The following is a 21,248-nucleotide window of genomic DNA, read 5'->3' on the forward strand; positions in this document are numbered from 1 at the left end:
GTGCACGACAGCGCTTCGCAGTCGCCGATGTGCCCCGTCGTGCGTGTGTTGTCCGGAGCGTGGCAGCCCGCCTCGATGTTGGGGCCAGGGGGGTCGAGCACGAAAGAGCCGTAATAGTTCGCGCGATAATGCGGGCGAAGGCCGGGCGTCCCGTTGTCGCGGCCGCCTGCTGCAATCGCACCGCAGCAGCACGCACCGACACCGCCGCCTCCTCCTTCGGCTCCGCAGCAGCATGCGCCGACACCGCCGCCGCCACCCCCGGCTCCGCAGCAGCATGCGCCAACACCGCCGCCGCCGCCCCCAGCACCCGCGCGTCCGACGGCCACGCCGACGCCTCCGCCTCCGCCGGTCACACCGCCTTCCGCGACTCGGCCAGCACCGATGGCAACGCCAGCCCCGACGGCAACGCCGGCGCCTGGCACCACGCCGCCGGGCCGTCCCGGCGCTCCGCCGACCGCAGGCGCACCGGCTCCAGGCGCAACACCTGCTCCGACGGCGACGCCCGCGCCGGGCACCACCCCGCCGGGTCGCCCCGGTGCTCCGCCCGCTGCAGGAACACCGGCTCCAGGCGCAACACCAGCTCCGACCGCAACGCCCGCGCCGGGCACGACGCCAGGTCGCCCCGGTGCTCCGCCCGCCGCGGGAGCACCGGCTCCCGGCGCAACACCCGCTCCGACGGCAACGCCGACGCCTGGCGGCGCGGTGACGTCGCCTCCCGGACGTCAGGGTGCAACGCCGCCCGCCGCCGGGACCGTGCCTGCGGCACCTCAGGCTGGTGCCGTGCCGCGTCCTCCGGCACCACCGCCCGGCGTTGCGGCACCGACGGTGGTCCCGGCTACGCCGGCCGCAGCACCGCCGCCCAACAAGGCGCAGTACGCGCCGCCGACGGTCGCGCCGGCGTTCCGCGCCGCGCCGACGGTCGCAGCACCGCTGCCGCCTCCGCCGCGTCCGCCGCAGCGTGACCTGACGCCGCTGGCATTCGGTGCGGGCATCGTGGCCGGTGCCGTGATCGGCGCCACCATCGCCGACTACCGCAATCAGCGGCAGGAGGTCGTCGAAGACGGCCGCACCATCTACACCGAGCCGGACCGCATCATCATCCGCGACCCCAGTGGTCAGGAATATGTCCGCGGCAACGATCTCTATCGCTTCCGCTACGGCGCCCGCGACATCCGCACCGAGACCGTCGGCGGCGAAACCCGCACCGTCGTGTTCCGCCCCGACGGCAGCCAGGTGATCACCGTGGTCGGTCCCGACGGGTCGCTGCTGCGCCGCATCCGCAGGGACCCGAGCGGACGCGAGATCATCATCATCGACAACAGCTACCGCGATCCGCGCGCGGTCGGCGGCTTCTATGTCGATGTGCCGCCGCCGGTCGTGAGCATCCCCTATGATCGCTATATCGTCGACGCCCAGGAAGCCTCGCCGGACGTGATCTACGAGACGATGCGGGCGCCGCCGGTGCAGCGGATCGAGCGGCGCTACTCGCTCGACGAGATCCGCTACTCGCCGAACGTCCGCATGGCGATGCCGAGCGTCGACGTCAACACGATCAACTTCGAGACGGGATCGTGGACCATTCCGCCCGACCAGGCGGCGCGGCTCCAGGTGATCGCAGACGGCATCAACCAGGCGATCCAGGCCAACCCGCAGGAAGTGTTCCTGATCGAGGGCCACACCGATGCGGTCGGCAACGACGTCGACAATCTGTCGCTGTCGGATCGCCGCGCGCAGGCCGCGGCCGAACTGCTGACCCAGCAGTTCGGCGTGCCCGCCGAGAACCTGACCTCGCAGGGCTACGGCAAGCAGTACCTGAAGGAGCAGACCGACGGCCCGAGCCGGATCAACCGGCGCGTCACCGTCCGCCGCATCACGCCGCTGCTCAACGGTGGCCAGGCCAACGCCGCACCGCCGCCGCGCTGAGGCGCGACGCACAAGATGCAAAATGGCCGGGAGCGATCCCGGCCATTTTCGTTTTGAATGCCGACACGGCGCTCATGTGCCGGTCGAGGATATCAGGAGATTTCCGATCAGAGCGCGCAGCTTGCCCGGCGCGATCGGCTTGTGCAGGACGTGGAAGCCGCTGTTGTAGGCGAGGCGGACGCGATCGGTGGCCGTATCTCCGGTGATCAGGATCGCCGGGATCCGCTCACCCAGCATCTCCTGCAGGCGCGTGATGACTTCCGTTCCGTCCTCGCCGGCCCGCAAGCGGTAGTCGCAAAGCACGATGGCAGGACGCACCGGGGCACGGCCGAGTTGTTCCAGAAGCTCATTGCCGGACGTCGCCGCGACGACCTTGGCTTCCCAACCCGACAGCATCGTTCGCATGCCCTCGAGCACGGCGAGGTCGTCGTCGACGACCGCGATCACCGTTCCTCGAAGCGTGTTGACGCCGATCTCCTGAATGGGGGCCGCGGGGGCCGGCTCGACCGCGGCTCTCGCGGCTTGCACGACCAGCCGAAACATCGATCCCCTCTCCGGCGCCGAGACCAGTTCGATCGGATGACCGAGCAGGTCGGAGAGGCGCCTGACGATGGACAGGCCCAGACCCAATCCCTGGCTGCGGTCACGTTCCGGATTGCCGACCTGGTAGAACTCCTCGAAAACTTTCTGCTGGTTGGCAGGGGCGATGCCGGGTCCCGTATCCCAGACTTCGATCCTGACCGTCTCGCCGCGGCGGCGGCAGCCAACGAGAACCGCACCATGATTGGTATATCGAATGGCGTTCGAGATCAGGTTGCGCAGAATGCGCTCCAGCAGGACGGGGTCCGATGTCACGAAGGCGCGGGTCGGGCAGACCCGCAGCTCGATGCCCTTGTTCTCGGCATCCGCCTCCCATTCGGCGCCGATCCGCTCGAGCATCGGACCGAGCGGAAAGATCTGCCGTCGCGGTTCGACGACGCCCGCATCCAGGCGCGAAATATCGAGCATCGAGTTCAGCAGCGTCTCCATCGCGTGCGTCGAGCCCTCGATATGGTCGACGAGGCCCTTCGCTTCGGCGGACATCGGATGGCGCGCGAGCGAGCCGACGAACATGCCGAGGGCATGGACGGGCTGCCGCAAATCGTGGCTGGCGGATGCCAGGAAGCGCGACTTCGCCATGTTGGCCTGCTCGGCCAGCGCGATCTGGCGGCGCAGATCGTCGACGAGGGATTCGCGCTCATATCGCAGGCTAATCATTTCGACGAGATTGGCATGCGTTCGCCGGCCCAAAGTGAAAATCGTCACGATGAAGACGCCGATCAGCAGCACGATCGATTGATGAAGGATACCCGGCTGCGTCGCCTGCCAGACCGCAGACATCAAGGAAATCGGCAGGAAGATCGCCAGCAGGGCCGGAAAATGGCTGGCGAACGCAGGCACCGCGCCTGCCGCGACGACGAGCGCGACCGCGATGACCAGCGTCTGTTGCTCGAACTGGTCGGCCGCAGGCAGGACCATGGTGGCACCGCCCCACCACAGGCCGTCGAGCAGCGAGGCAAGGGTGAACAATCGTCCCCATGTCCGTGCGCTGCAGCGGGCCGGCATTCGGTCATAGGCGATGCGAAACGAGAAATGGAGGAACACGCAGATGCCGAGCAGCGCCCCCCAGACAATTCCGAGCAGCGGTCGCAACCCTCCGAGCGCGATAAAGGCTCCGACGAGAATCAACGCGGCGGCCAGGGCACCGAGCACGCCAGGCATCGACGTCCTGTAGAGCGTGTCGATCTGCGTTGCGAACACCTTGCCGGCGCGGGCGCCGCCCGGCGACGCCGCGAGATACGACTCGCCATGGTCAAGCTTCGGCTTTCCCATTCGCTGCTATTTTTCTCTGCTTCGCAACAGCTCCTGCACCGCGCCGATCGCCGCCGTGCGATTTGTGACGTTCAATGCTTTCAGGATCGACGTGATATGAACCTTGACGGTTTTTTCCGACAGGCCAAGCTCTCGTGCAATCAGCTTGTTCGAAATGCCGCGCTGGACCAGGCGCAACACTTCGGACTGCCGCTGGGTCAGCCGCGGCAGGGTTTCAGCCGAGGGAACCGCGGGAGGCGCGCTCGGCCGTTCGTTGAGCATCAGAGGCGGAACATAGACGTCGCCCTGCAAGACCAGCTTCAGGGCACCGATGAGCGTTGCGGAGCTCGCAGATTTCGGCACATAGCCCAGTGCACCCCCGCTCAGCGCCCGCCGGACTTCCTCCGGATCCTCCGTCGAGGTGAGAATGACGACCGGCAATCCCGGGAACCGACGCCCGAACTCCTCCAGCACGGATTGCCCATCGCCCCCTGGCATCTGCAGATCGAGCAGAACGGCATCGAGATCGGGATGCGCGTCGGCCAGCGCCAGCGCCTGCGTCCCGTCGCTCGCTTCGAAGATCACCGTATCGGGATTTTCCTGCTTCAGCAGGACGCTGATGCCGGCGCGCAGGATCGAGTGATCATCGACAATCAGAAATTTCACCACCGCATCAACCGCATGTCTGTCAAAACGATCATGCGCGAACTCGCGCGGTCTTAGAACCAGACTAGGATTTGATGTTCATCGACCGTGACGTGTCGCACCAATCAACTGATTAGGATCCAGACCATCGGGAATTCAAAATGAATAATTCGAGATGGGATTATGTTGCCGGTTGTTCCCGATGAAGGTCGCCGGCTGGCTCCTGCTTCTTAGCACGGCGTCGACGTCGTCCCAAGCGCCGCCGGCTCCAAGATAACGGCGAGGGGCGTCCCCGCGCGCGGTCGAACCGGTCAATGTCCGAGGTCCTAGGACTCCCAGCGCGAAGTCCTAGGCCCGTTGATCCCTGTTGATGAGGAGATGAAAACCACGAGCACGGCGACAACGTCAAAAGGGATCGCCTCTCGACGACCCCCTTCATGGAACGGTCAACCGCTCAGATCGATCGGCTGCGTCGCGGGCGCAACCATTCGCCGCGATCAGCCCTTGTCGCTCTCGAGCCGGAAGATCTGCGAGCCTTCGCTGCCCGACAACAAACCGCTCTTCGAATAGAGGCCGAGCTTGGTGCGCGTATCCGCGATGTCGAGATTGCGCATGGTGAGCTGGCCGATGCGGTCGGCCGGCGTGAAGGCGGCGTCCTCGACCTTCTCCATGCTCAGTCGTTCAGGCGCATAGGTGAGGTTCGGACTTTCGGTGTTGAGAATCGAATAGTCGTTGCCGCGGCGGAGCTCCAGCGTGACCTCGCCGGTGACGGCGCTCGCGACATAACGCTGCGCGGTCTCGCGCAGCATCAGGGCTTGCGGGTCGAACCAGCGGCCCTGATAGAGCAGACGTCCGAGGCGCATGCCGCTGATGCGGTACTGCTCGATGGTGTCCTCGTTGTGGATGCCGGTGACGAGACGCTCATAAGCGATGTGCAAGAGCGCCATGCCCGGCGCCTCGTAGATGCCGCGGCTCTTGGCTTCGATGATGCGGTTCTCGATCTGGTCGCTCATGCCGAGGCCGTGGCGGCCGCCGATGGCGTTGGCTTCGAGGAACAGCGCGACGGGATCGGCGAAGGTCTTGCCGTTCAGCGCGACGGGCTGGCCTTCCTCGAAGCGCACCACGACGGTCTCGGCCTTGACGACGCAGTCCTCGCGCCAGAACGGCACGCCCATGATCGGGTTGACGATCTTGATGCCGCTGTCGAGGCTTTCGAGATCCTTCGCTTCGTGCGTGGCGCCGAGCAGATTGCTGTCGGTCGAGTACGCCTTCTCGGCGCTCATCTTGTAGGCAAAACCCTGCGCGGTCATGAACGCGGACATCTCGGCGCGGCCGCCGAGCTCGTCGATGAACTGCTGGTCGAGCCAGGGCTTGTAGATGCGCAAGCTGGGATTGGTCAGCAGGCCGTAGCGATAGAAGCGCTCGATGTCGTTGCCCTTGAAGGTCGAGCCGTCGCCCCAGATGTTGACGCCGTCTTCCTTCATCGCCGCGACCAGCATCGTGCCTGTCACGGCGCGGCCGAGCGGGGTGGTGTTAAAATAGGTGATGCCGCCGGTCGAGATGTGGAAGGCGCCGGATTGGATCGCGGCGATGCCTTCGTGCACGAGCTGCGTGCGGCAATCGACCAGCACGGCCTTCTCGGCGCCGAACGCCTCGGCCTTGCGCGGGATCTCATTGTAATCGGCTTCGTCCGGCTGGCCGAGATTGGCGGTATAGGCGTAGCAACGCGCGCCCTTCTGCTTCATCCAGAGCAGCGCCGCCGAGGTGTCGAGGCCGCCCGAAAAAGCGATGCCGACTTTCTCACCCTTGGGCAGGCTTTTCAGGATCGTGGTCATGGCGCTTCCAATCGGGTCTCAAGGGGCTGATAAGGGGCGTGGTTTGACCGCGCGAATATCAAATTTCGCAGGGCTCGGCACGCATTTAATGGCTCAAATCGACGGCGCGGGGCCCGCCTTGCGGCCGAACAGGCGCTGGCGGAGCCGGTAGGCGGGCATGTTCAGCCGGGTCAGGGCCGCGTCGACCGCCTCGTCCGAAAACCGGGTCTGCGGCCAGCGGTAGATCATCGCGTAGGCGAACCAGATCACGACGAAGGTGACGAGGCCGGCGATCGAGACATCGGTAAAGAAATGCCCGCCGAAGGCCATGCGGAGCCCTGACGTGGCGGCACCGAACACCACCGCGCCGGCATAGGCGAGCGGCCGCCACGCCGGCGGCGCCAGCGCGGCCGGCGCCAGCGTCCAGAACGCGGTCGCGCCCTCGCCCGAGAAGAACGAGCAATTGCGCGCGCAGCCGCCGCGCGGATCCCACCACGGCACGAACCGCTGATCGCCGGCGAACTGCGTCACCACCACCGGCCGCGGCCGGCCCCAATAGGTCTTGAAGGTGAGGTTGGTGAGAATGCCGGCCGACAGGATGATCGTGACCAGCAGGAACACGATCGCGCGCCCCGACACCATCAGCGGACGGTCGGGCCTGATCATCTTCACAACCAGCGCAACCAGCGAGGGCAGCACGAAGGCCCAGGACACCCACATCGCAGCATCACGCGCGATACCGGCCCAGCCGTTCAGCTTGAGCGGAAAGGTCTTGGTTTGGGGATCGAAGAACAGCGCGGCGAGCTTGAGATCGAGCTCGGGATAGAGGCCGAAAACGACGCCGATCACGAGCCACAGCGCCAGGGCGATGAAGAGTCCAGTCCGGTTCATGGCGCGCGGTTTAGCGGAGTCGGACGGCGATGAAAACCCTGGAATCACAGCACAATCTAGCGAGCGTCCGGCCTTGAATTCGACGGCAGTGGCGGAGGCGGTCGGCGCGGGGCCGGCGGGATGCGCCAGGCGCCGGCATTGCGGCCGGCGATCAGCCAGTAGACGACACCGGCGACGATGCCCGCGCCGGTCATGATCTCAAGATGCCGCCGCACGATGCCTTCGAACTGAAATGTATCGGGATTGAACGGGACGAGACCGAGATAACAGGCGAGCCCGACGAGGCCGCCGCCAAGCGCGTAAGCCAACACGCTGCGGATGTAGAGCGCTTCGGTGATCGCGACGATCACCGCCGCCGGCACCAATGCAAAGCCCGAGACGAAAATGAAGCCGAAGCCGAGCAGGATGTCGATCGTGCCCTGATCGACCGGCCCCGCGCCGAGATCGGAAAATTCCGGGAACAGCAGCGCGCCGACGACGATCATGCCGCCGACGAAACAGGCGGCGAGAAAGCCGAGGAAGATGACGATGAGGCGGCCGATCAGGGACATGGTGTCGCCCCGACCGTCATTGCGAGGAGCACTTGCGACGAAGCAATCCAGACTGTTTCCGCAGTGACAGTCTGGATTGCTTCGCTACGCTCGCAATGACGAAGGAGCGAGAGTGCGCACATCAGCTCAATCCGTCATCGCCATGGCGCGCAGCGCCTGCCGCTCGCGCGCCGACAGCTTTTCCGTCTCCGACTTGAGCTGGCCGCAGGCGGCGAGGATGTCGCGGCCGCGCGGGGTGCGCACCGGCGAGGAATAACCGGCGTTGAAGATGTATTCCGAGAACTTCTCGATCTGGTCCCAGTCCGAGCATTCATAGGCGGTGCCGGGCCAGGGATTGAACGGGATCAGGTTGATCTTGGCGTGAATGCCCTTGAGCAGCTTCACCAGCAGCTTCGCGTCGTCGAGTGAATCGTTGACGCCCTTGAGCATCACATATTCGAAGGTGATGCGGCGCGCGTTCGAGGCGCCGGGATAGTCGCGGCAGGCCTGCAGCAATTCCTTGATCGGATATTTGCGGTTGAGCGGCACCAGCTCGTTGCGCAGCTCGTCGCGCACCGCATGCAGCGAAATCGCCAGCATCACGCCGATCTCTTCGCCGGCGCGAACGATGTTCGGCACCACGCCGGAGGTCGACAGCGTGATGCGGCGACGGGAGATGCCGATGCCCTCATTGTCGCCGACGATCAACAGCGCATCGCGCACCGCGTCGAAATTGTAGAGCGGCTCGCCCATGCCCATCATCACGATGTTGGTGACGCGGCGGGTGCCGTCCTCGCGATCGGCCCAATCGTTGAGGCGATCGCGCGCGACCATGATCTGGCCGACGATCTCGCCGGCGGTGAGGTTGCGCACCAGGCGCTGCGTGCCGGTGTGGCAGAACGAGCAGTTCAGCGTGCAGCCGACCTGCGAGGAGACGCAGAGCGTGCCGCGATCGGTCTCGGGAATGTAGACGCACTCGACTTCATGCGCCTTCTGCACATTGTCGCCGCTCGGCAGGCGCAGCAGCCATTTGCGGGTGCCGTCGTTGGAGATCTGCTCGGCCACGACTTCCGGCCGGTCGACCGTGAAGTGCTGCGCAAGATCGGCGCGAATGCCCTTCGAGATCGAGGTCATGTCGTCGAAGCTCTCGGCGCCGCGGAAATACAGCCAGTGCCAGAGCTGCTGCACGCGCATCTTGCGCTGCGCAGGCTGAACGCCGATCTCGCCGAGGCGATCGGCGAGCTCGGCGCGCGACAGACCAATCAGCGACGGTTTTGCCGGCGGCACATAGGTTTCGAGCGGAGTCTTCTCCACCAGGATGGCGTCGCGCGGCTCGGTCGTCGGTTGCATTGAATGGACCTAGAATCACTGCTGTCTAAACTCGTCATGCCCGGGCTTGTCCCGGGCATCCACGTCTTTTCTCGGTCGCGGTAACACGTGGATGCCCGGGACAAGCCCGGGCATGACGGCGAAAAGTCTGGAACCCGCCCTATATAGCAACCGGAACCGCCGATTGCGACCTTATCGACCGCCGGCTTAACGAGGACAAGCTTATCGCCGGCAAGCTTATCGCCGGCAATCCTGGGCGATCTTGTCGAGCGCCTGGGCGAGACCCTTCAGCGAAAACGTGTCGGTGGTTTCCGTGCCCTTGGCCGAGGTGCCCTTGACCACGAGATCGGCGGATTTGCGCATGGCCTCGACCATCCGCTCCTCCTCGGCCGCATTCTTGATCCAGAGGCCGTCGCCCTGCGTGTACATCGCAAACGCGGCACCGCCAACCTCGACCGTCGATTCCGAGCCCGGCTTCAGCGCATAGCCGATCATGACGGAGACTTCGTTGTTCACCTTCTCGGCCGGCCGGGTCGAGACGAACGCATAGGCGGGATCGCGCGGCCGGTTCGGCGGGTTGGTCTTCGACGACGACGGCTTGGCCAGCGCAAAGCAGACCTTCTTGCCATTGGGCGTGGCCGAATAGGCGCCCCAGGTGCCGAACTGGCCGATCAATGTCGGCTCGGCGCCACCCGCAACCGCCGCGGGAGCGGGAGCCGCAGCCGGCTTGCTGTCAGGCTTGGCTGCTGTCTTGGCCTCGGTCTTGGCCGCCGCCGCTGGCTTGGCCGCAGCCTTCGGCGCCGGTTGCGCCGTCTGCGCGCGCGCGGAACCACCTATTCCCCACGCCGCCACGCCAGTCATCAAAGCCAAAAAGAGCGCCCGCCACATGCAGCAGTGGTTCCCTCAATATTGTGACTGGAAGATGGCCCGGCCGCGATTTGTCCCCGCGCAGCAATAGCCGGGAAAGTCCAATTTGGGAAGGCAGTTAGCAGGATGTCGCGGTTAGCTTCTGGCCCGCGCGGCGCGCTGTTCCGCCCATTGCGCGTCGGTCCATCGCAAAAGGTCTTCGGCCCCGGAACTGCGCAAATGCGCGCCGCCGTCGATCACCACCATCTCGCCATTGATGTATCCGGCGCGGTCCGAGATCAAGAAGCTGGCGAGGTCGGCGAGCTCGCCATGTTCGCCGACGCGTCCCAGCGGATTGCGGGTGGTCCAGCCTTCGTCCCGCCCCTCCGGTCGAAGCTGCCCCGACGCGCCTGCTGTGGGGAACGGCCCCGGCGCGATCGCCACCGTGCGGATACCCTTCGGGCCCCATTCCACGGCGAGGCTTTTGGTCATCGCCAGCACCGCCGATTTCGCCATCGCCGAGGGAACCGTGAAAGCGCGGCCGGTGATGGTCGAGGTCGACAGGATCGACAGCACCACGCCCTCGTGCCCGCCGTCGATCCAGCGCCTGCCGGCGGCGAGCGTGCAGTACATCGCGCCGTGCAGCGTCGGGGCGAGGATCGCGTCCGCCGCGCGGAACGACAGATGCTCGCTCTGTGCGATGAAGGTCGCGGCCGCGTTGTTGACGAGGATGTCGAGCGGCGCCTCGCGCCAGATCGCATCCATCATCGCATCGACGGCAGCACCATCGCGGACATCGCAGGTGATGATTGTAACCTTGCCGCCGGTCGCTTCGCGCATCTCGCTCGCGGTTGCTTCGAGACGATCGAGCTTGCGGCCGCAGATCACGAGCTCGGCGCCGAGCGCGAGAAAGCGGCGCCCCATCGCGGCCCCAAGCCCGGAGCCGCCGCCAGTGACGAGGATGCGCTTGTTCTTGAGCAGACCTGTTTCAAACATCGTTTGAATCCTTATTGTTCTTGCTCCCGTCATTGCGAGCGCAGCGAAGCAATCCAGAGTCCGTCCCGCGGAAATAGTCTGGATTGCTTCGCTGCGCTCGCAATGAGAAGGATAGGCCTGTGCATCGCTTTGGGCAAAGAATCCGGATTGTCGGACCGCGCCAAATCCGGCAGAAACGGCCAAACTATAATTCCATCGAAACGCCAAGTGTTCTCGCGAACCAAGTGCTGCTCAAGAAGGTGCCGCCATGAAAGCCATCCTCTGCTCGCAATATTGCCAGCCCGACGATCTCGTGCTCACTGAGGTGCCGGATCCGGTGGCTGGTCCCGGCGAAGCCGTGATCGCGATCAAGGCGGCGGCGCTGAACTTCTTCGACCTCCTGATGATTCAGGGCAAGTACCAGATCAAGCCGCCATTCCCGTTCTCGCCGGCCGCCGAAGTCGCAGGCGTGATCGAGAGCATCGGGCCTGGCGTCACCGATCTCAAGGTCGGCGATCGCGTCGTCGCCTCCTGTGGTCACAACGGCGCGCGCGAGAAGATCGCGCTGCCGGCGGCGGGGATCGTGAAGATCCCCGACAATCTCGACTACGATCGCGCGGCCGGCATCATCATCATCTACGGCACCGCGCTGCATGCGCTGGAGGATCGCGCCAGCCCGAAGCCGGGCGAGACGCTCGCGGTGTTAGGTGCTGCCGGCGGCACCGGCCTTGCCGCGTGCGAGCTCGGCAAGCTGATGGGCCTGAAGGTGATCGCCTGCGCGTCGTCCGAAGAGAAGCTCGCCTTCGCGAGGGCGCACGGCGCCGAGCTGACGCTGAACTACGCCAAGGAAGATCTGAAGGAAGGCCTGCGCAAGCTCACCGGCGGCAAGGGCGTCGACATCATCTTCGATCCGGTGGGTGGCGCTTATGCGGAAGCAGCACTGCGCTCGATCGCCTGGGAAGGCCGCTTCCTCGTGATCGGCTTTGCCGCCGGCGACATTCCGAAGATGCCGCTGAACCTCGCGCTCTTGAAGGGCTGCGACATCCGCGGCGTGTTCTGGGGCGCCTGGACCCGCCTCAACCCCGCCAAGAACCGCGCCAATCTCGAGAAGCTCGTGAAGTGGACCGCGGAAGGCAAGATCTCATCGCATGTCGACCGCACCTTCCCGCTGGCGCAGACCGCCGACGCGCTGAAGGTGCTGGCCGGACGCCAGGCCATGGGCAAGGTGATCCTGCATCCGTGAGGATGTGAGAGGCTCTTGAGGTGTCGTCCCGGCGAAGGCCGGGACCCATAACCACCGAATGTGATTTGGCGAAGACTTGGAGTTACTCTCCAGCAAGACAATTGAGTGCTGGGAGTATGGGTCCCGGCCTTCGCCGGGACGACACGGGCGTATGTAGAACGTTCGGTGCCTACCTACTCTTCCGCCGGATCCACCCCGCGTTTCAACGCAGCACGCGCCGCCTCGCGATGCTCCGTGGTGATGTGGCTGGCGACCATGCGAATGGCGGTGGCGAGAATGGCGGCGTCGTCGGTGAAGCCGAGCACCGGCATCACGTCGGGAATGAAGTCGAAGGGCAGGATGAAATAGGCGATCGCACCGAGCAGCGAGGCCTGGACATGCCGCGGCGTCTGCCGGTCGAAGGCGCAGTAATAGGCGGCGAGCAGATCCTCAGTGAATGGCAGATGCGCGGCGACGCGTTTGAGCTTGCGCCAGAAGCGGCGACGCACGCTGTCACGATCTTCCGCGAGCCGATCGGCCGGCTCGAAGCCGACGCTGTGTTCGGCAGCCATGTTCAAGAGTCTCCCGTTTCAGCCGGACGCGCCGCATGGCCGCATCACGTGCTGATCACAACATGGGGATGCGCGTCCGCCCCGCAAGATGTCAGCCTGACGTCAGCTTGACGTCACCTTGGCGATGGCGTTCATCGCGGTAGCGAGCTCGATATCCAGCCGGGTGACGCCACCGGCGTCGTGGGTCGACAGCATCACCTCGACCGTCTTGTAGACATTTCGCCATTCGGGGTGATGATCCATTTTCTCGGCGACCAGCGCCGCGCGGGTCATGAAGCCGAAGGCCTCGTTGAAATCCTTGAAGACAAAGGTCTTCCCGATGGCGTCGCGCCCCTGGATGTCGGTCCAGCCCGGGATACCCCCCAGCGCCTGCCTGCGTGCCTCGGCCGTCAGCCGTTCTGCCATGATGGACCTCCGTTTCAGGGGAACTTTACCCTAACACCGTGCTTACGCCTCGGGTTCATGCCGGATTGGGCCGATCCGCTAACCATGACGGAGATGTAACCCCGAGGGGCAAGAAATTTGCTATAATTCTGGGCGTAGATCGCCGGCCAAGATGAAACTGAGCCTGAAGCGCCTGTTTGGGAGAACGATGACCGGGGCATCCGACCTGGCCGAAGCGCCCTCTCCGCCTTCGCCGCGATCAACGGCGCGGAAGACGGCACTCGTGTCTCTGGCACTGGTGCTCGCCATCATCGGTGCGCTTGCCGGTGGTTATTACTTTGCAATGCGACCGGTGACGCTGAAGGTCGCGGTCGGTCCCGCCAACAGCGACGACGTCAAGGTGGTGCAGGCACTGACGCAGGCTTTCGCGCAGAGCAAGGGCTCGGTGCGGCTGCGCCCGATCCAGACCGATGGCGCCACCGCCAGCGCGGCTCTGCTCGCCGAGGGCAAGGCCGATCTTGCCATCGTGCGCGGCGATCTCGACGTGCCCAAGAACGCGCAAGCCGTCGCGACCCTGCGCAAGAACGTCGTGGTGCTGTGGTCGGTGCCTGGCAAGGGCAAGCGGAAGGGCGCGAAGATCACCAAGATCGCGCAGCTCGCCGGCCATCGCGTCGGCGTGGTCGGCCGGACGCCGGCCAACGTCAATCTGCTCAAGGTGATCCTGCAGCAATACGGCGTCGATCCCGCCAAGGTCGAGATCGTGCAATTCCCGGCGAGCGAAGTCGCCGAAGCCATCAAGACACAGAAGGCCGACGTCTATCTCGCGGCCGGGCCCGTCAACAGCAAGATCACCGCGGACGCCATCGCGGCCACCGCCAAGGATGGCGGCACGCCGACCTTCCTCGCGATCGATTCGGCCGACGCGATCGCGCAGAATCACCCGGTCTATGAATCCTCGGAGATTCCCGCCGGCACTTACGGCGGCTCGCCCGATCGGCCCGAGGACGAGGTGAAGACCATCAGCTTCTCGCATCACATCGTGGCGCGCAAAGGCCTGTCCGAGACCACGGTCGCGGCCTTCACCCGGCAGCTTTTCGCGGTGCGCCAGCAATTGCTGACCGATTTTCCGCAGGCGGCGAAGATCGAGACGCCCGATACCGACAAGGACGCGGTGATCCCGGTGCATCCGGGTGCCGCCGCCTTCGTCGACGGCGAAGAGAAGACCTTCCTCGACAAATACAGCGACTACATCTGGTGGAGCCTGATGGCGCTCTCGGCCACGGGCTCGCTCGGCGCATGGTTTGCAGGCTACCTGAAGAAGGACGAGCGCGACAACAACAGCCATTTGCGCGAACGCCTGCTCGACATGCTCACCGCTGCCCGCAAGAGCGAGACGGCCGACGAACTCGACCACATGCAGGCCGAGGCGGACGAGATCCGGCGCGATACCTTGCGCTGCTACGATCACGGCGCGATCGAGCAAGGCGCGCTGACCGCGTTCAACATCGCACTCGACCAGTTCCACGCGGCCGTCGCCGACCGCAAGGCGGTGCTGTCCAGCCTGCCGCAAAACCTGCAGCGCACCGGCGCGCAATTCCGGGCCGCCGGCAACGCCTAGGCGCCTGCCCGCGTTATTGCCGCGTCACATTGTCTCAATATAGCGTCATACTTCCTCCCGGCGACCGCCATCTCGCGGGCGCTGCGCGATATCGTGAGCATCGCCATGAAGATCAAATTCTCCCGCCGCAAATTCCTCACCACCAGCGCCGGCGCCCTCGGCGCGATCGCGATGCCGCATCTGTCGCGCGCGGCTGACCGGCCGGCGGTCACGCATGGCGTGCAGTCCGGCGACGTCACCGTCGATGGCGGCGTGGTCTGGGCCCGTACCGACCGGCCCGCCCAGATGCTGGTCGAGGTGGCGACGACGGATAGCTTCAAGGATGCCCGCAAGCTGCCGCCGATTGCGGCCCTGCCCGAGAGCGACTTCACCGCGAAGATGCTGGTGGAGAATCTACCTGCCGGCCAGGACATCTTCTACCGCGTGCGCTTCCGCGATCTCTCCCACACCGCGATCGAGGGCGAGCCGGTTGTCGGCCGCTTCCGCACCGCGCCGGCCGACCGCCGCGACGTCAGCTTCGTCTGGGGCGGCGATGTCGCAGGGCAAGGCTGGGGCATCAACCCTGACGACGGCGGCATGTTCACTTTCGAGGCCATGCGCAAGCATCGGCCGGATTTCCTGCTGCATTCGGGCGACACCATCTACGCCGACGGCGTCATCCCTTCCGAGGTCAAGCTGGCCGACGGCAAGATCTGGAAGAACCTCACCATCCCCGAGAAGGCCAAGGTCGCGGAGACGCTCGACGAGTACCGCGCCGCGCACAAATACAATTTCACCGACGACAATGTCCGTGCCTTCAATGCCGAGGTGCCAATCTTCGTGCAGTGGGACGATCACGAGGTGACCAACAACTGGTCGCTGTCGAAGGATCTGCCGTCGACCTACAAGGTGCGCGACATCTCGCTGCTCGCCGCCCGCGCCGGCCGCGCCTTCCACGAGATGTATCCGATGCGCGAGAGCATCGTCGAGCCCGGCCGGGTCTATCGCAAGATCGCCTACGGCCCGCATCTCGACGTATTCGTGCTCGACGAGCGCAGCTATCGCGGCCCGAACGGCGCCAATCTCGAGACCGAATACGGTCCGGCCAGCTACTTCCTCGGGCCCGAGCAGATGGCCTGGCTGAAGCGCGGCCTGCTCAATTCGCGCGCGACCTGGAAGGTGATCGCCTCCGACATGCCGCTCAGCCTGATCGTCTATGACGACGCCACCAACAAGAAGGGCTCGGAAGCGTTCGCGCAAGGCGACGGTCCGGCGCGCGGTCGCGAGCTCGAGATCGCCGACATCCTGCGCTTCATCAAGATGGCGCCGATCAGGAACACGGTGTGGCTGACGGCCGACGTGCACTACGCCGCCGCGCACTACTACGATCCGAACAAGGCGCAATTCCAGGATTTCGAGCCGTTCTGGGAATTCGTCTCGGGTCCGCTGCACGCCGGCACGTTCGGCCCGAACGAGCTCGACAACACGTTCGGTCCCGACGTGCGCTTCATCAAGGCGCCCGGCCTCGACAAGCAGAATCTGCCGCCGTCAGCGGGCATGCAGTTCTTCGGTCACGTCAAGATCGACGGCGCCTCGGGCCAGATGACGGTGACGCTGCGCGACCGCGCCGATGTCGCGCTGTGGTCGACAACGCTCGATCCGAAACTCGCCTGACGCGGACGCAACCTCTTCAGGAGCCGTAGGCGCGCAGCGCAGCTTCGAGCGCTTCGCTCGAGCAGGGTTTGTGCAAGCGTGGCAGGCTGGCGAATTCCGGCGGAATCCGCGCGTCGGCGCCGTAACCGGTGACGAAGACAAACGGGATCTTGAGCGCGGCCAGCCGTTCGGCGACTGCAAAACTCTTCTCGCGAATGAGCTCGACATCGAGCAGCGCGAAGTCGGGCGCGCGCGCCGTGATCGCGTTCAGCGCCTGAGCCACCGAACCCACGGTCCGCACGCTGGTCACGCCAAAGCCGAGCAGACGATCCTCGAAATCAATCGCGATGATCGGATCGTCCTCGACGATCAGGACATCTGCAGGAACGTCGGCTGTGCTGTCCGGGGGAACAGGTATCATAATCCTGGCTATCGAGGGCTGCATGTTTCACCGATCAGGACAGCCTCGGCCGACGCCTGCGCCCAGCGCATCGGGGGGTTCCCGGAACGAAACTCACCACAGAACAGTTTTGACGTCTGTCCACATGTGCACACAGGACCTGGACGGAACCCGTTAAGGTCGGGAGGAGGATGGGGGAGTTCACAATGGATGCGCGGATCAGCAAGATAAGCGAGGTCGAGAGTCGGCCTGCCAATAATTTGCTCCGGCGCCTGAGCGCGGCGGACTATGCGCTGCTCGCACCACATGTCGCCGTCGACGAGGTCGGCGCAAACCATTTGCTCTACAGTCCCGGCGACGATGTCCAGGTCGTTCACTTCCCCTGCGGACCGGCGCTCGCGACCTTCCTGGTCCCGAATGAAGACGGTCGCGACGTCGAGACCATTCTGGTCGGCCGCGAAGGCGCGGTGGGCGGCATCGTCAGCGAAGGATTTCTGCCCGCCTATACCCGCATCTGCGTGAAGTTCGCCGGCCCGTTCGCGCGCATCCACGTCGGCAAGCTTGACGCCGCGAAAGCGCGCTCGCCGACGCTGCGCAACATCTTCGCCCGCTATGCCGACTGCATGCTGGCGCAGATTTTCCAGCCGACCGCCTGCAACGCGATTCACTCGATCGAGCAGCGCACGGCCAAATGGATCATCGCCGCGATGGAGCGGACCGGCGACGAGCACAGCGTGCCGCTGACGCATGAGCAGCTCGCCACCTTGCTCGGCGTGGGCCGCAGCTATGCCAGCCGCGTGCTGCAATCGTTCAAGGCCGAAGGCGTGCTCGACACCAGGCGCGGTTCGATCCTGGTCCGCAACCATGATGGCCTCCGCCTGCGCGCCTGCCTCTGCAACGATGCCGTGAAGCTGCATTTCGAGGAGGTGCTGCGCGGGGTCTATCCGACCGAGGAGCCGGAGAGCCGCGCGAGCTGATCGGGACCGCCGGGTTCGCGGACATAGGGCCGGTTTGGCCCCAGGATCCCCCTAAGCCCCGAGAATTCCCGGGCAAAATTCAGTCAACCAACCCGCAAAGAACGCATTGTTTTTTGGCGTTTTTTGCCTATATTGCGGCGCAAACGCATAGGATACCCGGTCGATATGGCCGGGTTTCCTTTTTGGGCGTAGCAGGCCCCGTTTTCCACGTTTCCAGCGTTGTCCGTGAAGAAGGTCCCGGCTTGACCGGCGAGATCGCGCTTAACCCATTGTCCGACCGCAAAGAAGCTCACTCATGAATCTTCGTAACGTCGCCATCATCGCCCACGTCGACCACGGCAAGACGACCCTGGTCGACAAGCTCCTCCAGCAATCCGGCACGTTCCGCGAGAACCAGAAGGTGACGGATCGCGCCATGGATTCCAACGACCTGGAGCGCGAGCGCGGCATCACCATCCTGGCCAAGGCGGCCTCGGTGCAGTGGAAGGACACCCGCATCAACATCGTCGACACCCCCGGCCACGCCGATTTCGGCGGTGAGGTCGAGCGCATCCTGAACATGGTGGACGGCGCCTTGGTGCTGGTCGACGCCGCCGAAGGTCCGCTGCCGCAGACCAAATTCGTGGTCTCCAAGGCGCTCAAGGTCGGTCTCAAGCCGATCGTCGTGATCAACAAGGTCGACCGTCCCGACGCACGCCCGACCGAAGTCATCAACGAGGTGTTCGACCTGTTCGCGGCGCTCGATGCCAGCGAGGAGCAGCTCGACTTCCCGATTTTGTATGGGTCGGCCAAGCAGGGCTGGATGGCCGAGAGCCCCGAGGGTCCGCAGGACAAGGGCATGGAGCCGCTGTTCGACCTGGTGCTGCGTCACGTCGCGCCGCCGAAGGTCGAGGAAGGTCCGTTCCGCATGATCGGCACCATCCTGGAGGCCAACCCCTATCTCGGCCGCATCATCACCGGCCGCATCTCCTCGGGCGTGCTGAAGCCGAACCAGCAGGTCAAGGTGCTGCATGCCGACGGCAAGCTGGTCGAGACCGGCCGCATCACCAAGATCCTGGCGTTCCGCGGCCTCGAGCGCACGCCGCTCGATGAAGCCGAAGCCGGCGACATCGTCGCCATCGCGGGCCTCACCAAGGGCACCGTCGCCGACACCTTCTGCGATCCCACCGTCGAAGTGCCGCTGCCGGCGCAGCCGATCGATCCGCCGACCGTGTCGATGTCGTTCATCGTCAACAACTCCCCGCTCGCCGGCACCGAAGGCGACAAGGTGACGAGCCGCATGATCCGCGATCGTCTCTTGCGCGAGGCCGAGGGCAACGTCGCGCTGCGCGTCGTCGAATCCGCCGACAAGGATGCGATGGAAGTCTCGGGCCGCGGCGAATTGCAGCTCGCGATCCTGATCGAGACCATGCGCCGCGAGGGCTTTGAGCTCTCGGTGTCGCGCCCGCGCGTCGTGTTCCAGAAGGACGAAGCCACCGGCGCCACGTTGGAGCCGATCGAGGAAGTCGTGATCGACGTCGACGAGGAGCATTCCGGCGTCGTCGTGCAGAAGATGAGCGAGCGCAAGTCCGAGCTGATCGAGATGAAGCCCTCGGGCGGCAACCGCCAGCGCCTGGTGTTCTACGCGCCGCCCCGCGGCCTGATCGGCTATCAGGGCGAACTGCTCACCGACACCCGCGGCACCGCGATCATGAACCGCCTGTTCCACGGCTACGCCCCGTACAAGGGCGAGATCCAGGGCCGCCGCAACGGCGTCCTGATCTCCAACGACCAGGGCGAAGCGGTGGCCTACGCCATGTTCAAGCTGGAAGACCGCGGCCCGATGATGATCGAGCCCGGCTGGAAGGTCTACAAGGGCATGATCGTCGGCGAGCACACCCGCGACAACGATCTCGAGATCAACGTGCTCAAGGGCAAGCAGCTCACCAACATCCGCACCACGTCGAAGGACGAAGCCGTCCGCTTGACCCCGCCGATCCGCATGACGCTGGAAAAGGCGCTCGCCTATATCGAGGACGACGAGCTCGTCGAGGTCACCCCGAAGTCGAGCCGCCTGCGCAAGAAGCACCTCGACCCGAACGAGCGCAAGCGCGCGGAAAAGGCCAAGGAAGCGGTGGCGTAAGCCGCCGCACACCGCAGTGCCGTAGGGTGGGCAAAGCGCAAGCGTGCCCACCACTCGATAATGGTGGGCACGGCGCAAGAGCGCCTTTGCCCACCCTACGAAACTCACTTTGTGGTGCCTTTAGCGCGTATCGCGAACGTGCTAGAGCCCACCCATGTCCCTCCCCTCCTCCGTCGATGTCGCCATCATCGGGGCCGGTGCCGCCGGCCTCGGCGCCGCGCACGCGCTTGGTGGCTCCGGTCTCTCCGCGATCGTGCTGGAGGCGCGGGGCCGCCTCGGCGGCCGCGCCTGGACCGTGCAGGCCTCTCCTGAAGTGACCTTCGACGTCGGCTGCGGCTGGCTGCATTCGGCCGACAAGAACTCGTTCGTTCCAATTGCACGCGCGCTCGGTTTCGAGCTCAACAAGGACCTGCCGCCCTGGCGCGAGCGCGCCTATGGCAATGCGTTTCCGCAAAGCGAGCGGGACGATTTCATGCGGGCGATGGACGCTTTCTACGAGCGGCTGTGGCAGGCCGCGCAGAAGGGCAAGGATGAGCCCGCGAGCCGGAGCCTCGAGCCCGGCAATCGCTGGAATGCGATGATCGACGCGATCTCGACCTATATCAACGGCTGCGAACTCAAGGACATGTCGACGCTCGACTGGGACGCCTATGAGGACAGCGAGCTCAACTGGCGCGTCCGCCGCGGCTATGGCGCGCTGATCGCGGCCTATGGTGCGCCCTGCCCGGTGGCGTTGAACTGCAACGTCACGCTGATCGATCATTCGGCTAAGCACATCCGCATCGAGACATCGCAGGGCACGCTGACTGCGGACAAGGTGATCGTCACCGTGCCGACCAATCTGATCGCGGACGAGGCGATCCGGTTCTCGCCACAGCTGCCCGCTAAAGTCGATGCCGCGGCCGGCCTGCCGCTCGGTATCGACGACAAGGTGACGCTTGCGCTCGACGGCGCCGAGGCCTTCCCGAAAGAGGGAAATCTGCGCGGCGCCACCATGAAAACCGAGATGGGCACCTATCACATCCGCCCGTTCGGCCAGCCCTGCATCGAAGGTTTTTTCGGCGGCAGCTTTGCCCGTCAGCTCGAAGCCGCCGGCGAAGGCGCCATCGCCGCGCACAGCATCGACGAGATCGCAGGCTTCCTCGGCAGCGACGTGCGCCGCAAGCTGAAGCCGCTCTACGAGTCGCGCTGGGGGCGCGATCCGTTTGCGCGAGGATCGTATTCACACGCGCTGCCGGGACACGCGGGTGATCGCGCCGTGCTGGCGGCACCGGTGGATGGACGGTTGTTCTTTGCGGGTGAGGCGACGTCGCCGAATTTCTTCACGACGGCGCACGGGGCAAGGGATAGTGGCGAGCGGGCGGCGAGGGAAGTGTTGGCGGTAAAGCGCTAAATGTTTAGTCCCGGCATTTGCTGGAGCGGATTGAGGGTGAATCGTTCTGGCTCTTTTGTCCAGGCCCTGCAGATGAATTCGTAGGGTGTGAGGCCTTTGAGGGTCTTGAGTCGCTTGGCGAAGT

General features: G+C 65.1%; 19 protein-coding genes and 2 pseudogenes. 7 read left to right on the forward strand and 14 right to left on the reverse strand.

Annotated features, from left to right (window positions below; genetic code table 11):
* Positions 1-515 (reverse strand): annotated as a pseudogene (locus tag G8O24_RS45445) (hypothetical protein); the annotation flags it as partial.
* A gap of 265 nt (positions 516-780) precedes the next feature.
* Between G8O24_RS45445 and G8O24_RS45790 the strand changes: the two are divergent.
* Positions 781-1,923: an OmpA family protein gene (locus G8O24_RS45790; protein ID WP_368736647.1), complete on the forward strand. Its 1,143-nt coding sequence runs from the start codon at positions 781-783 to the stop codon at positions 1,921-1,923.
* Between the two features lie 72 nt (positions 1,924-1,995).
* On the opposite strand, the gene G8O24_RS40370 is transcribed toward G8O24_RS45790, so the two are convergent.
* The 8 genes from G8O24_RS40370 to G8O24_RS40405 all read right to left on the reverse strand — a co-directional run bounded on the left by G8O24_RS40370 (position 1,996) and on the right by G8O24_RS40405 (position 10,825).
* The gene (locus tag G8O24_RS40370) at positions 1,996-3,795 is read right to left on the reverse strand and encodes an ATP-binding response regulator (protein WP_188108062.1); all 1,800 of its coding nucleotides are present in this window, start codon (positions 3,793-3,795) and stop codon (positions 1,996-1,998) included.
* 6 nt (positions 3,796-3,801) lie between these two features.
* Positions 3,802-4,440, reverse strand: a complete 639-nt coding sequence (locus tag G8O24_RS40375) for a response regulator (RefSeq protein WP_188108063.1) — start codon at positions 4,438-4,440, stop codon at positions 3,802-3,804.
* 476 nt (positions 4,441-4,916) lie between these two features.
* Positions 4,917-6,254 (reverse strand): argininosuccinate synthase, encoded by a 1,338-nt coding sequence (argG, locus tag G8O24_RS40380; protein WP_188108064.1) that lies wholly within the window; start codon positions 6,252-6,254, stop codon positions 4,917-4,919.
* A 93-nt stretch (positions 6,255-6,347) separates the two neighbouring features.
* Positions 6,348-7,124, reverse strand: coding sequence for a phosphatase PAP2 family protein (locus tag G8O24_RS40385; protein ID WP_188108065.1), 777 nt, complete (start codon positions 7,122-7,124; stop codon positions 6,348-6,350).
* A gap of 56 nt (positions 7,125-7,180) precedes the next feature.
* The gene (locus G8O24_RS40390; RefSeq protein ID WP_188108066.1) at positions 7,181-7,675 is read right to left on the reverse strand and encodes a hypothetical protein; all 495 of its coding nucleotides are present in this window, start codon (positions 7,673-7,675) and stop codon (positions 7,181-7,183) included.
* Positions 7,676-7,801: 126 nt separating this feature from the next.
* A complete protein-coding gene (rlmN, locus tag G8O24_RS40395; protein WP_188108067.1) occupies positions 7,802-9,004 on the reverse strand; it encodes a dual-specificity RNA methyltransferase RlmN in 1,203 nt (400 codons plus the stop codon).
* Between the two features lie 216 nt (positions 9,005-9,220).
* Positions 9,221-9,871, reverse strand: coding sequence for an invasion associated locus B family protein (locus G8O24_RS40400; RefSeq protein ID WP_188108068.1), 651 nt, complete (start codon positions 9,869-9,871; stop codon positions 9,221-9,223).
* Positions 9,872-9,985: 114 nt separating this feature from the next.
* The gene (locus G8O24_RS40405; protein ID WP_188108069.1) at positions 9,986-10,825 is read right to left on the reverse strand and encodes an SDR family oxidoreductase; all 840 of its coding nucleotides are present in this window, start codon (positions 10,823-10,825) and stop codon (positions 9,986-9,988) included.
* A gap of 247 nt (positions 10,826-11,072) precedes the next feature.
* On the opposite strand from G8O24_RS40405, the gene G8O24_RS40410 reads away from it, so the two are divergent.
* Positions 11,073-12,047 (forward strand): NADPH:quinone oxidoreductase family protein, encoded by a 975-nt coding sequence (locus tag G8O24_RS40410; protein ID WP_188108070.1) that lies wholly within the window; start codon positions 11,073-11,075, stop codon positions 12,045-12,047.
* 173 nt (positions 12,048-12,220) lie between these two features.
* Here the strand turns inward: G8O24_RS40410 and G8O24_RS40415 are convergent, their stop codons facing one another.
* Both G8O24_RS40415 and G8O24_RS40420 read right to left on the reverse strand, forming a co-directional pair.
* Positions 12,221-12,598 (reverse strand): YkvA family protein, encoded by a 378-nt coding sequence (locus G8O24_RS40415; RefSeq protein WP_188108071.1) that lies wholly within the window; start codon positions 12,596-12,598, stop codon positions 12,221-12,223.
* Between the two features lie 102 nt (positions 12,599-12,700).
* Entirely contained in the window at positions 12,701-13,003 is a 303-nt protein-coding gene (locus G8O24_RS40420) for a 4a-hydroxytetrahydrobiopterin dehydratase (RefSeq protein ID WP_188108072.1), read from the reverse strand.
* Between the two features lie 151 nt (positions 13,004-13,154).
* Here G8O24_RS40420 and G8O24_RS40425 point away from each other — a divergent pair, with 151 nt between their 5' ends.
* Positions 13,155-14,600: a TAXI family TRAP transporter solute-binding subunit gene (locus G8O24_RS40425; RefSeq protein WP_188108073.1), complete on the forward strand. Its 1,446-nt coding sequence runs from the start codon at positions 13,155-13,157 to the stop codon at positions 14,598-14,600.
* Positions 14,601-14,705: 105 nt separating this feature from the next.
* Positions 14,706-16,253 (forward strand): alkaline phosphatase D family protein, encoded by a 1,548-nt coding sequence (locus G8O24_RS40430; protein ID WP_188108074.1) that lies wholly within the window; start codon positions 14,706-14,708, stop codon positions 16,251-16,253.
* A gap of 16 nt (positions 16,254-16,269) precedes the next feature.
* Here the strand turns inward: G8O24_RS40430 and G8O24_RS40435 are convergent, their stop codons facing one another.
* A complete protein-coding gene (locus tag G8O24_RS40435; protein ID WP_188108075.1) occupies positions 16,270-16,653 on the reverse strand; it encodes a response regulator in 384 nt (127 codons plus the stop codon).
* Positions 16,654-16,838: 185 nt separating this feature from the next.
* Between G8O24_RS40435 and G8O24_RS40440 the strand changes: the two genes are divergently transcribed.
* Positions 16,839-17,609, forward strand: coding sequence for a Crp/Fnr family transcriptional regulator (locus G8O24_RS40440; RefSeq protein WP_188108076.1), 771 nt, complete (start codon positions 16,839-16,841; stop codon positions 17,607-17,609).
* An 83-nt stretch (positions 17,610-17,692) separates the two neighbouring features.
* Here G8O24_RS40440 and G8O24_RS40445 read toward each other — a convergent pair whose 3' ends face one another.
* Complete coding sequence (locus G8O24_RS40445; RefSeq protein WP_188108077.1) at positions 17,693-17,902, reverse strand: hypothetical protein; 210 nt, start codon at positions 17,900-17,902, stop codon at positions 17,693-17,695.
* 2 nt (positions 17,903-17,904) lie between these two features.
* On the opposite strand from G8O24_RS40445, the gene typA reads away from it, so the two are divergent.
* Together typA and G8O24_RS40455 are read left to right on the forward strand one after the other, a co-directional pair.
* A complete protein-coding gene (gene typA, locus G8O24_RS40450; RefSeq protein WP_188108078.1) occupies positions 17,905-19,731 on the forward strand; it encodes a translational GTPase TypA in 1,827 nt (608 codons plus the stop codon).
* Between the two features lie 154 nt (positions 19,732-19,885).
* A complete protein-coding gene (locus tag G8O24_RS40455; protein WP_188108079.1) occupies positions 19,886-21,124 on the forward strand; it encodes a flavin monoamine oxidase family protein in 1,239 nt (412 codons plus the stop codon).
* Here G8O24_RS40455 and G8O24_RS40460 read toward each other — a convergent pair.
* Positions 21,121-21,248, reverse strand: a pseudogene (locus tag G8O24_RS40460) (IS481 family transposase); the annotation flags it as partial. The gene G8O24_RS40455 and the pseudogene G8O24_RS40460 overlap by 4 nt on opposite strands.

The organism is Bradyrhizobium campsiandrae (genome assembly GCF_014529705.1).
GTDB classification, from domain to species: domain Bacteria; phylum Pseudomonadota; class Alphaproteobacteria; order Rhizobiales; family Xanthobacteraceae; genus Bradyrhizobium; species Bradyrhizobium campsiandrae.

Bases quoted from the DNA above. Each gene is read 5' to 3' on its own strand.
- G8O24_RS40410 (WP_188108070.1), top strand. From the start codon at position 11,073: ATGAAAGCCATCCTCTGCTCGCAATATTGCCAGCCCGACGATCTCGTG.
- G8O24_RS40370 (WP_188108062.1), bottom strand. From the start codon at position 3,795: ATGGGAAAGCCGAAGCTTGACCATGGCGAGTCGTATCTCGCGGCGTCG.
- rlmN (WP_188108067.1), bottom strand. From the start codon at position 9,004: ATGCAACCGACGACCGAGCCGCGCGACGCCATCCTGGTGGAGAAGACT.
- G8O24_RS40435 (WP_188108075.1), bottom strand. From the start codon at position 16,653: ATGATACCTGTTCCCCCGGACAGCACAGCCGACGTTCCTGCAGATGTC.
- G8O24_RS40440 (WP_188108076.1), top strand. From the start codon at position 16,839: ATGGATGCGCGGATCAGCAAGATAAGCGAGGTCGAGAGTCGGCCTGCC.
- G8O24_RS40415 (WP_188108071.1), bottom strand. From the start codon at position 12,598: ATGGCTGCCGAACACAGCGTCGGCTTCGAGCCGGCCGATCGGCTCGCG.
- G8O24_RS40430 (WP_188108074.1), top strand. From the start codon at position 14,706: ATGAAGATCAAATTCTCCCGCCGCAAATTCCTCACCACCAGCGCCGGC.
- G8O24_RS40385 (WP_188108065.1), bottom strand. From the start codon at position 7,124: ATGAACCGGACTGGACTCTTCATCGCCCTGGCGCTGTGGCTCGTGATC.
- G8O24_RS40455 (WP_188108079.1), top strand. From the start codon at position 19,886: ATGTCCCTCCCCTCCTCCGTCGATGTCGCCATCATCGGGGCCGGTGCC.
- argG (WP_188108064.1), bottom strand. From the start codon at position 6,254: ATGACCACGATCCTGAAAAGCCTGCCCAAGGGTGAGAAAGTCGGCATC.
- G8O24_RS40420 (WP_188108072.1), bottom strand. From the start codon at position 13,003: ATGGCAGAACGGCTGACGGCCGAGGCACGCAGGCAGGCGCTGGGGGGT.
- G8O24_RS40425 (WP_188108073.1), top strand. From the start codon at position 13,155: ATGAAACTGAGCCTGAAGCGCCTGTTTGGGAGAACGATGACCGGGGCA.
- typA (WP_188108078.1), top strand. From the start codon at position 17,905: ATGAATCTTCGTAACGTCGCCATCATCGCCCACGTCGACCACGGCAAG.
- G8O24_RS40390 (WP_188108066.1), bottom strand. From the start codon at position 7,675: ATGTCCCTGATCGGCCGCCTCATCGTCATCTTCCTCGGCTTTCTCGCC.
- G8O24_RS40405 (WP_188108069.1), bottom strand. From the start codon at position 10,825: ATGTTTGAAACAGGTCTGCTCAAGAACAAGCGCATCCTCGTCACTGGC.
- G8O24_RS40400 (WP_188108068.1), bottom strand. From the start codon at position 9,871: ATGTGGCGGGCGCTCTTTTTGGCTTTGATGACTGGCGTGGCGGCGTGG.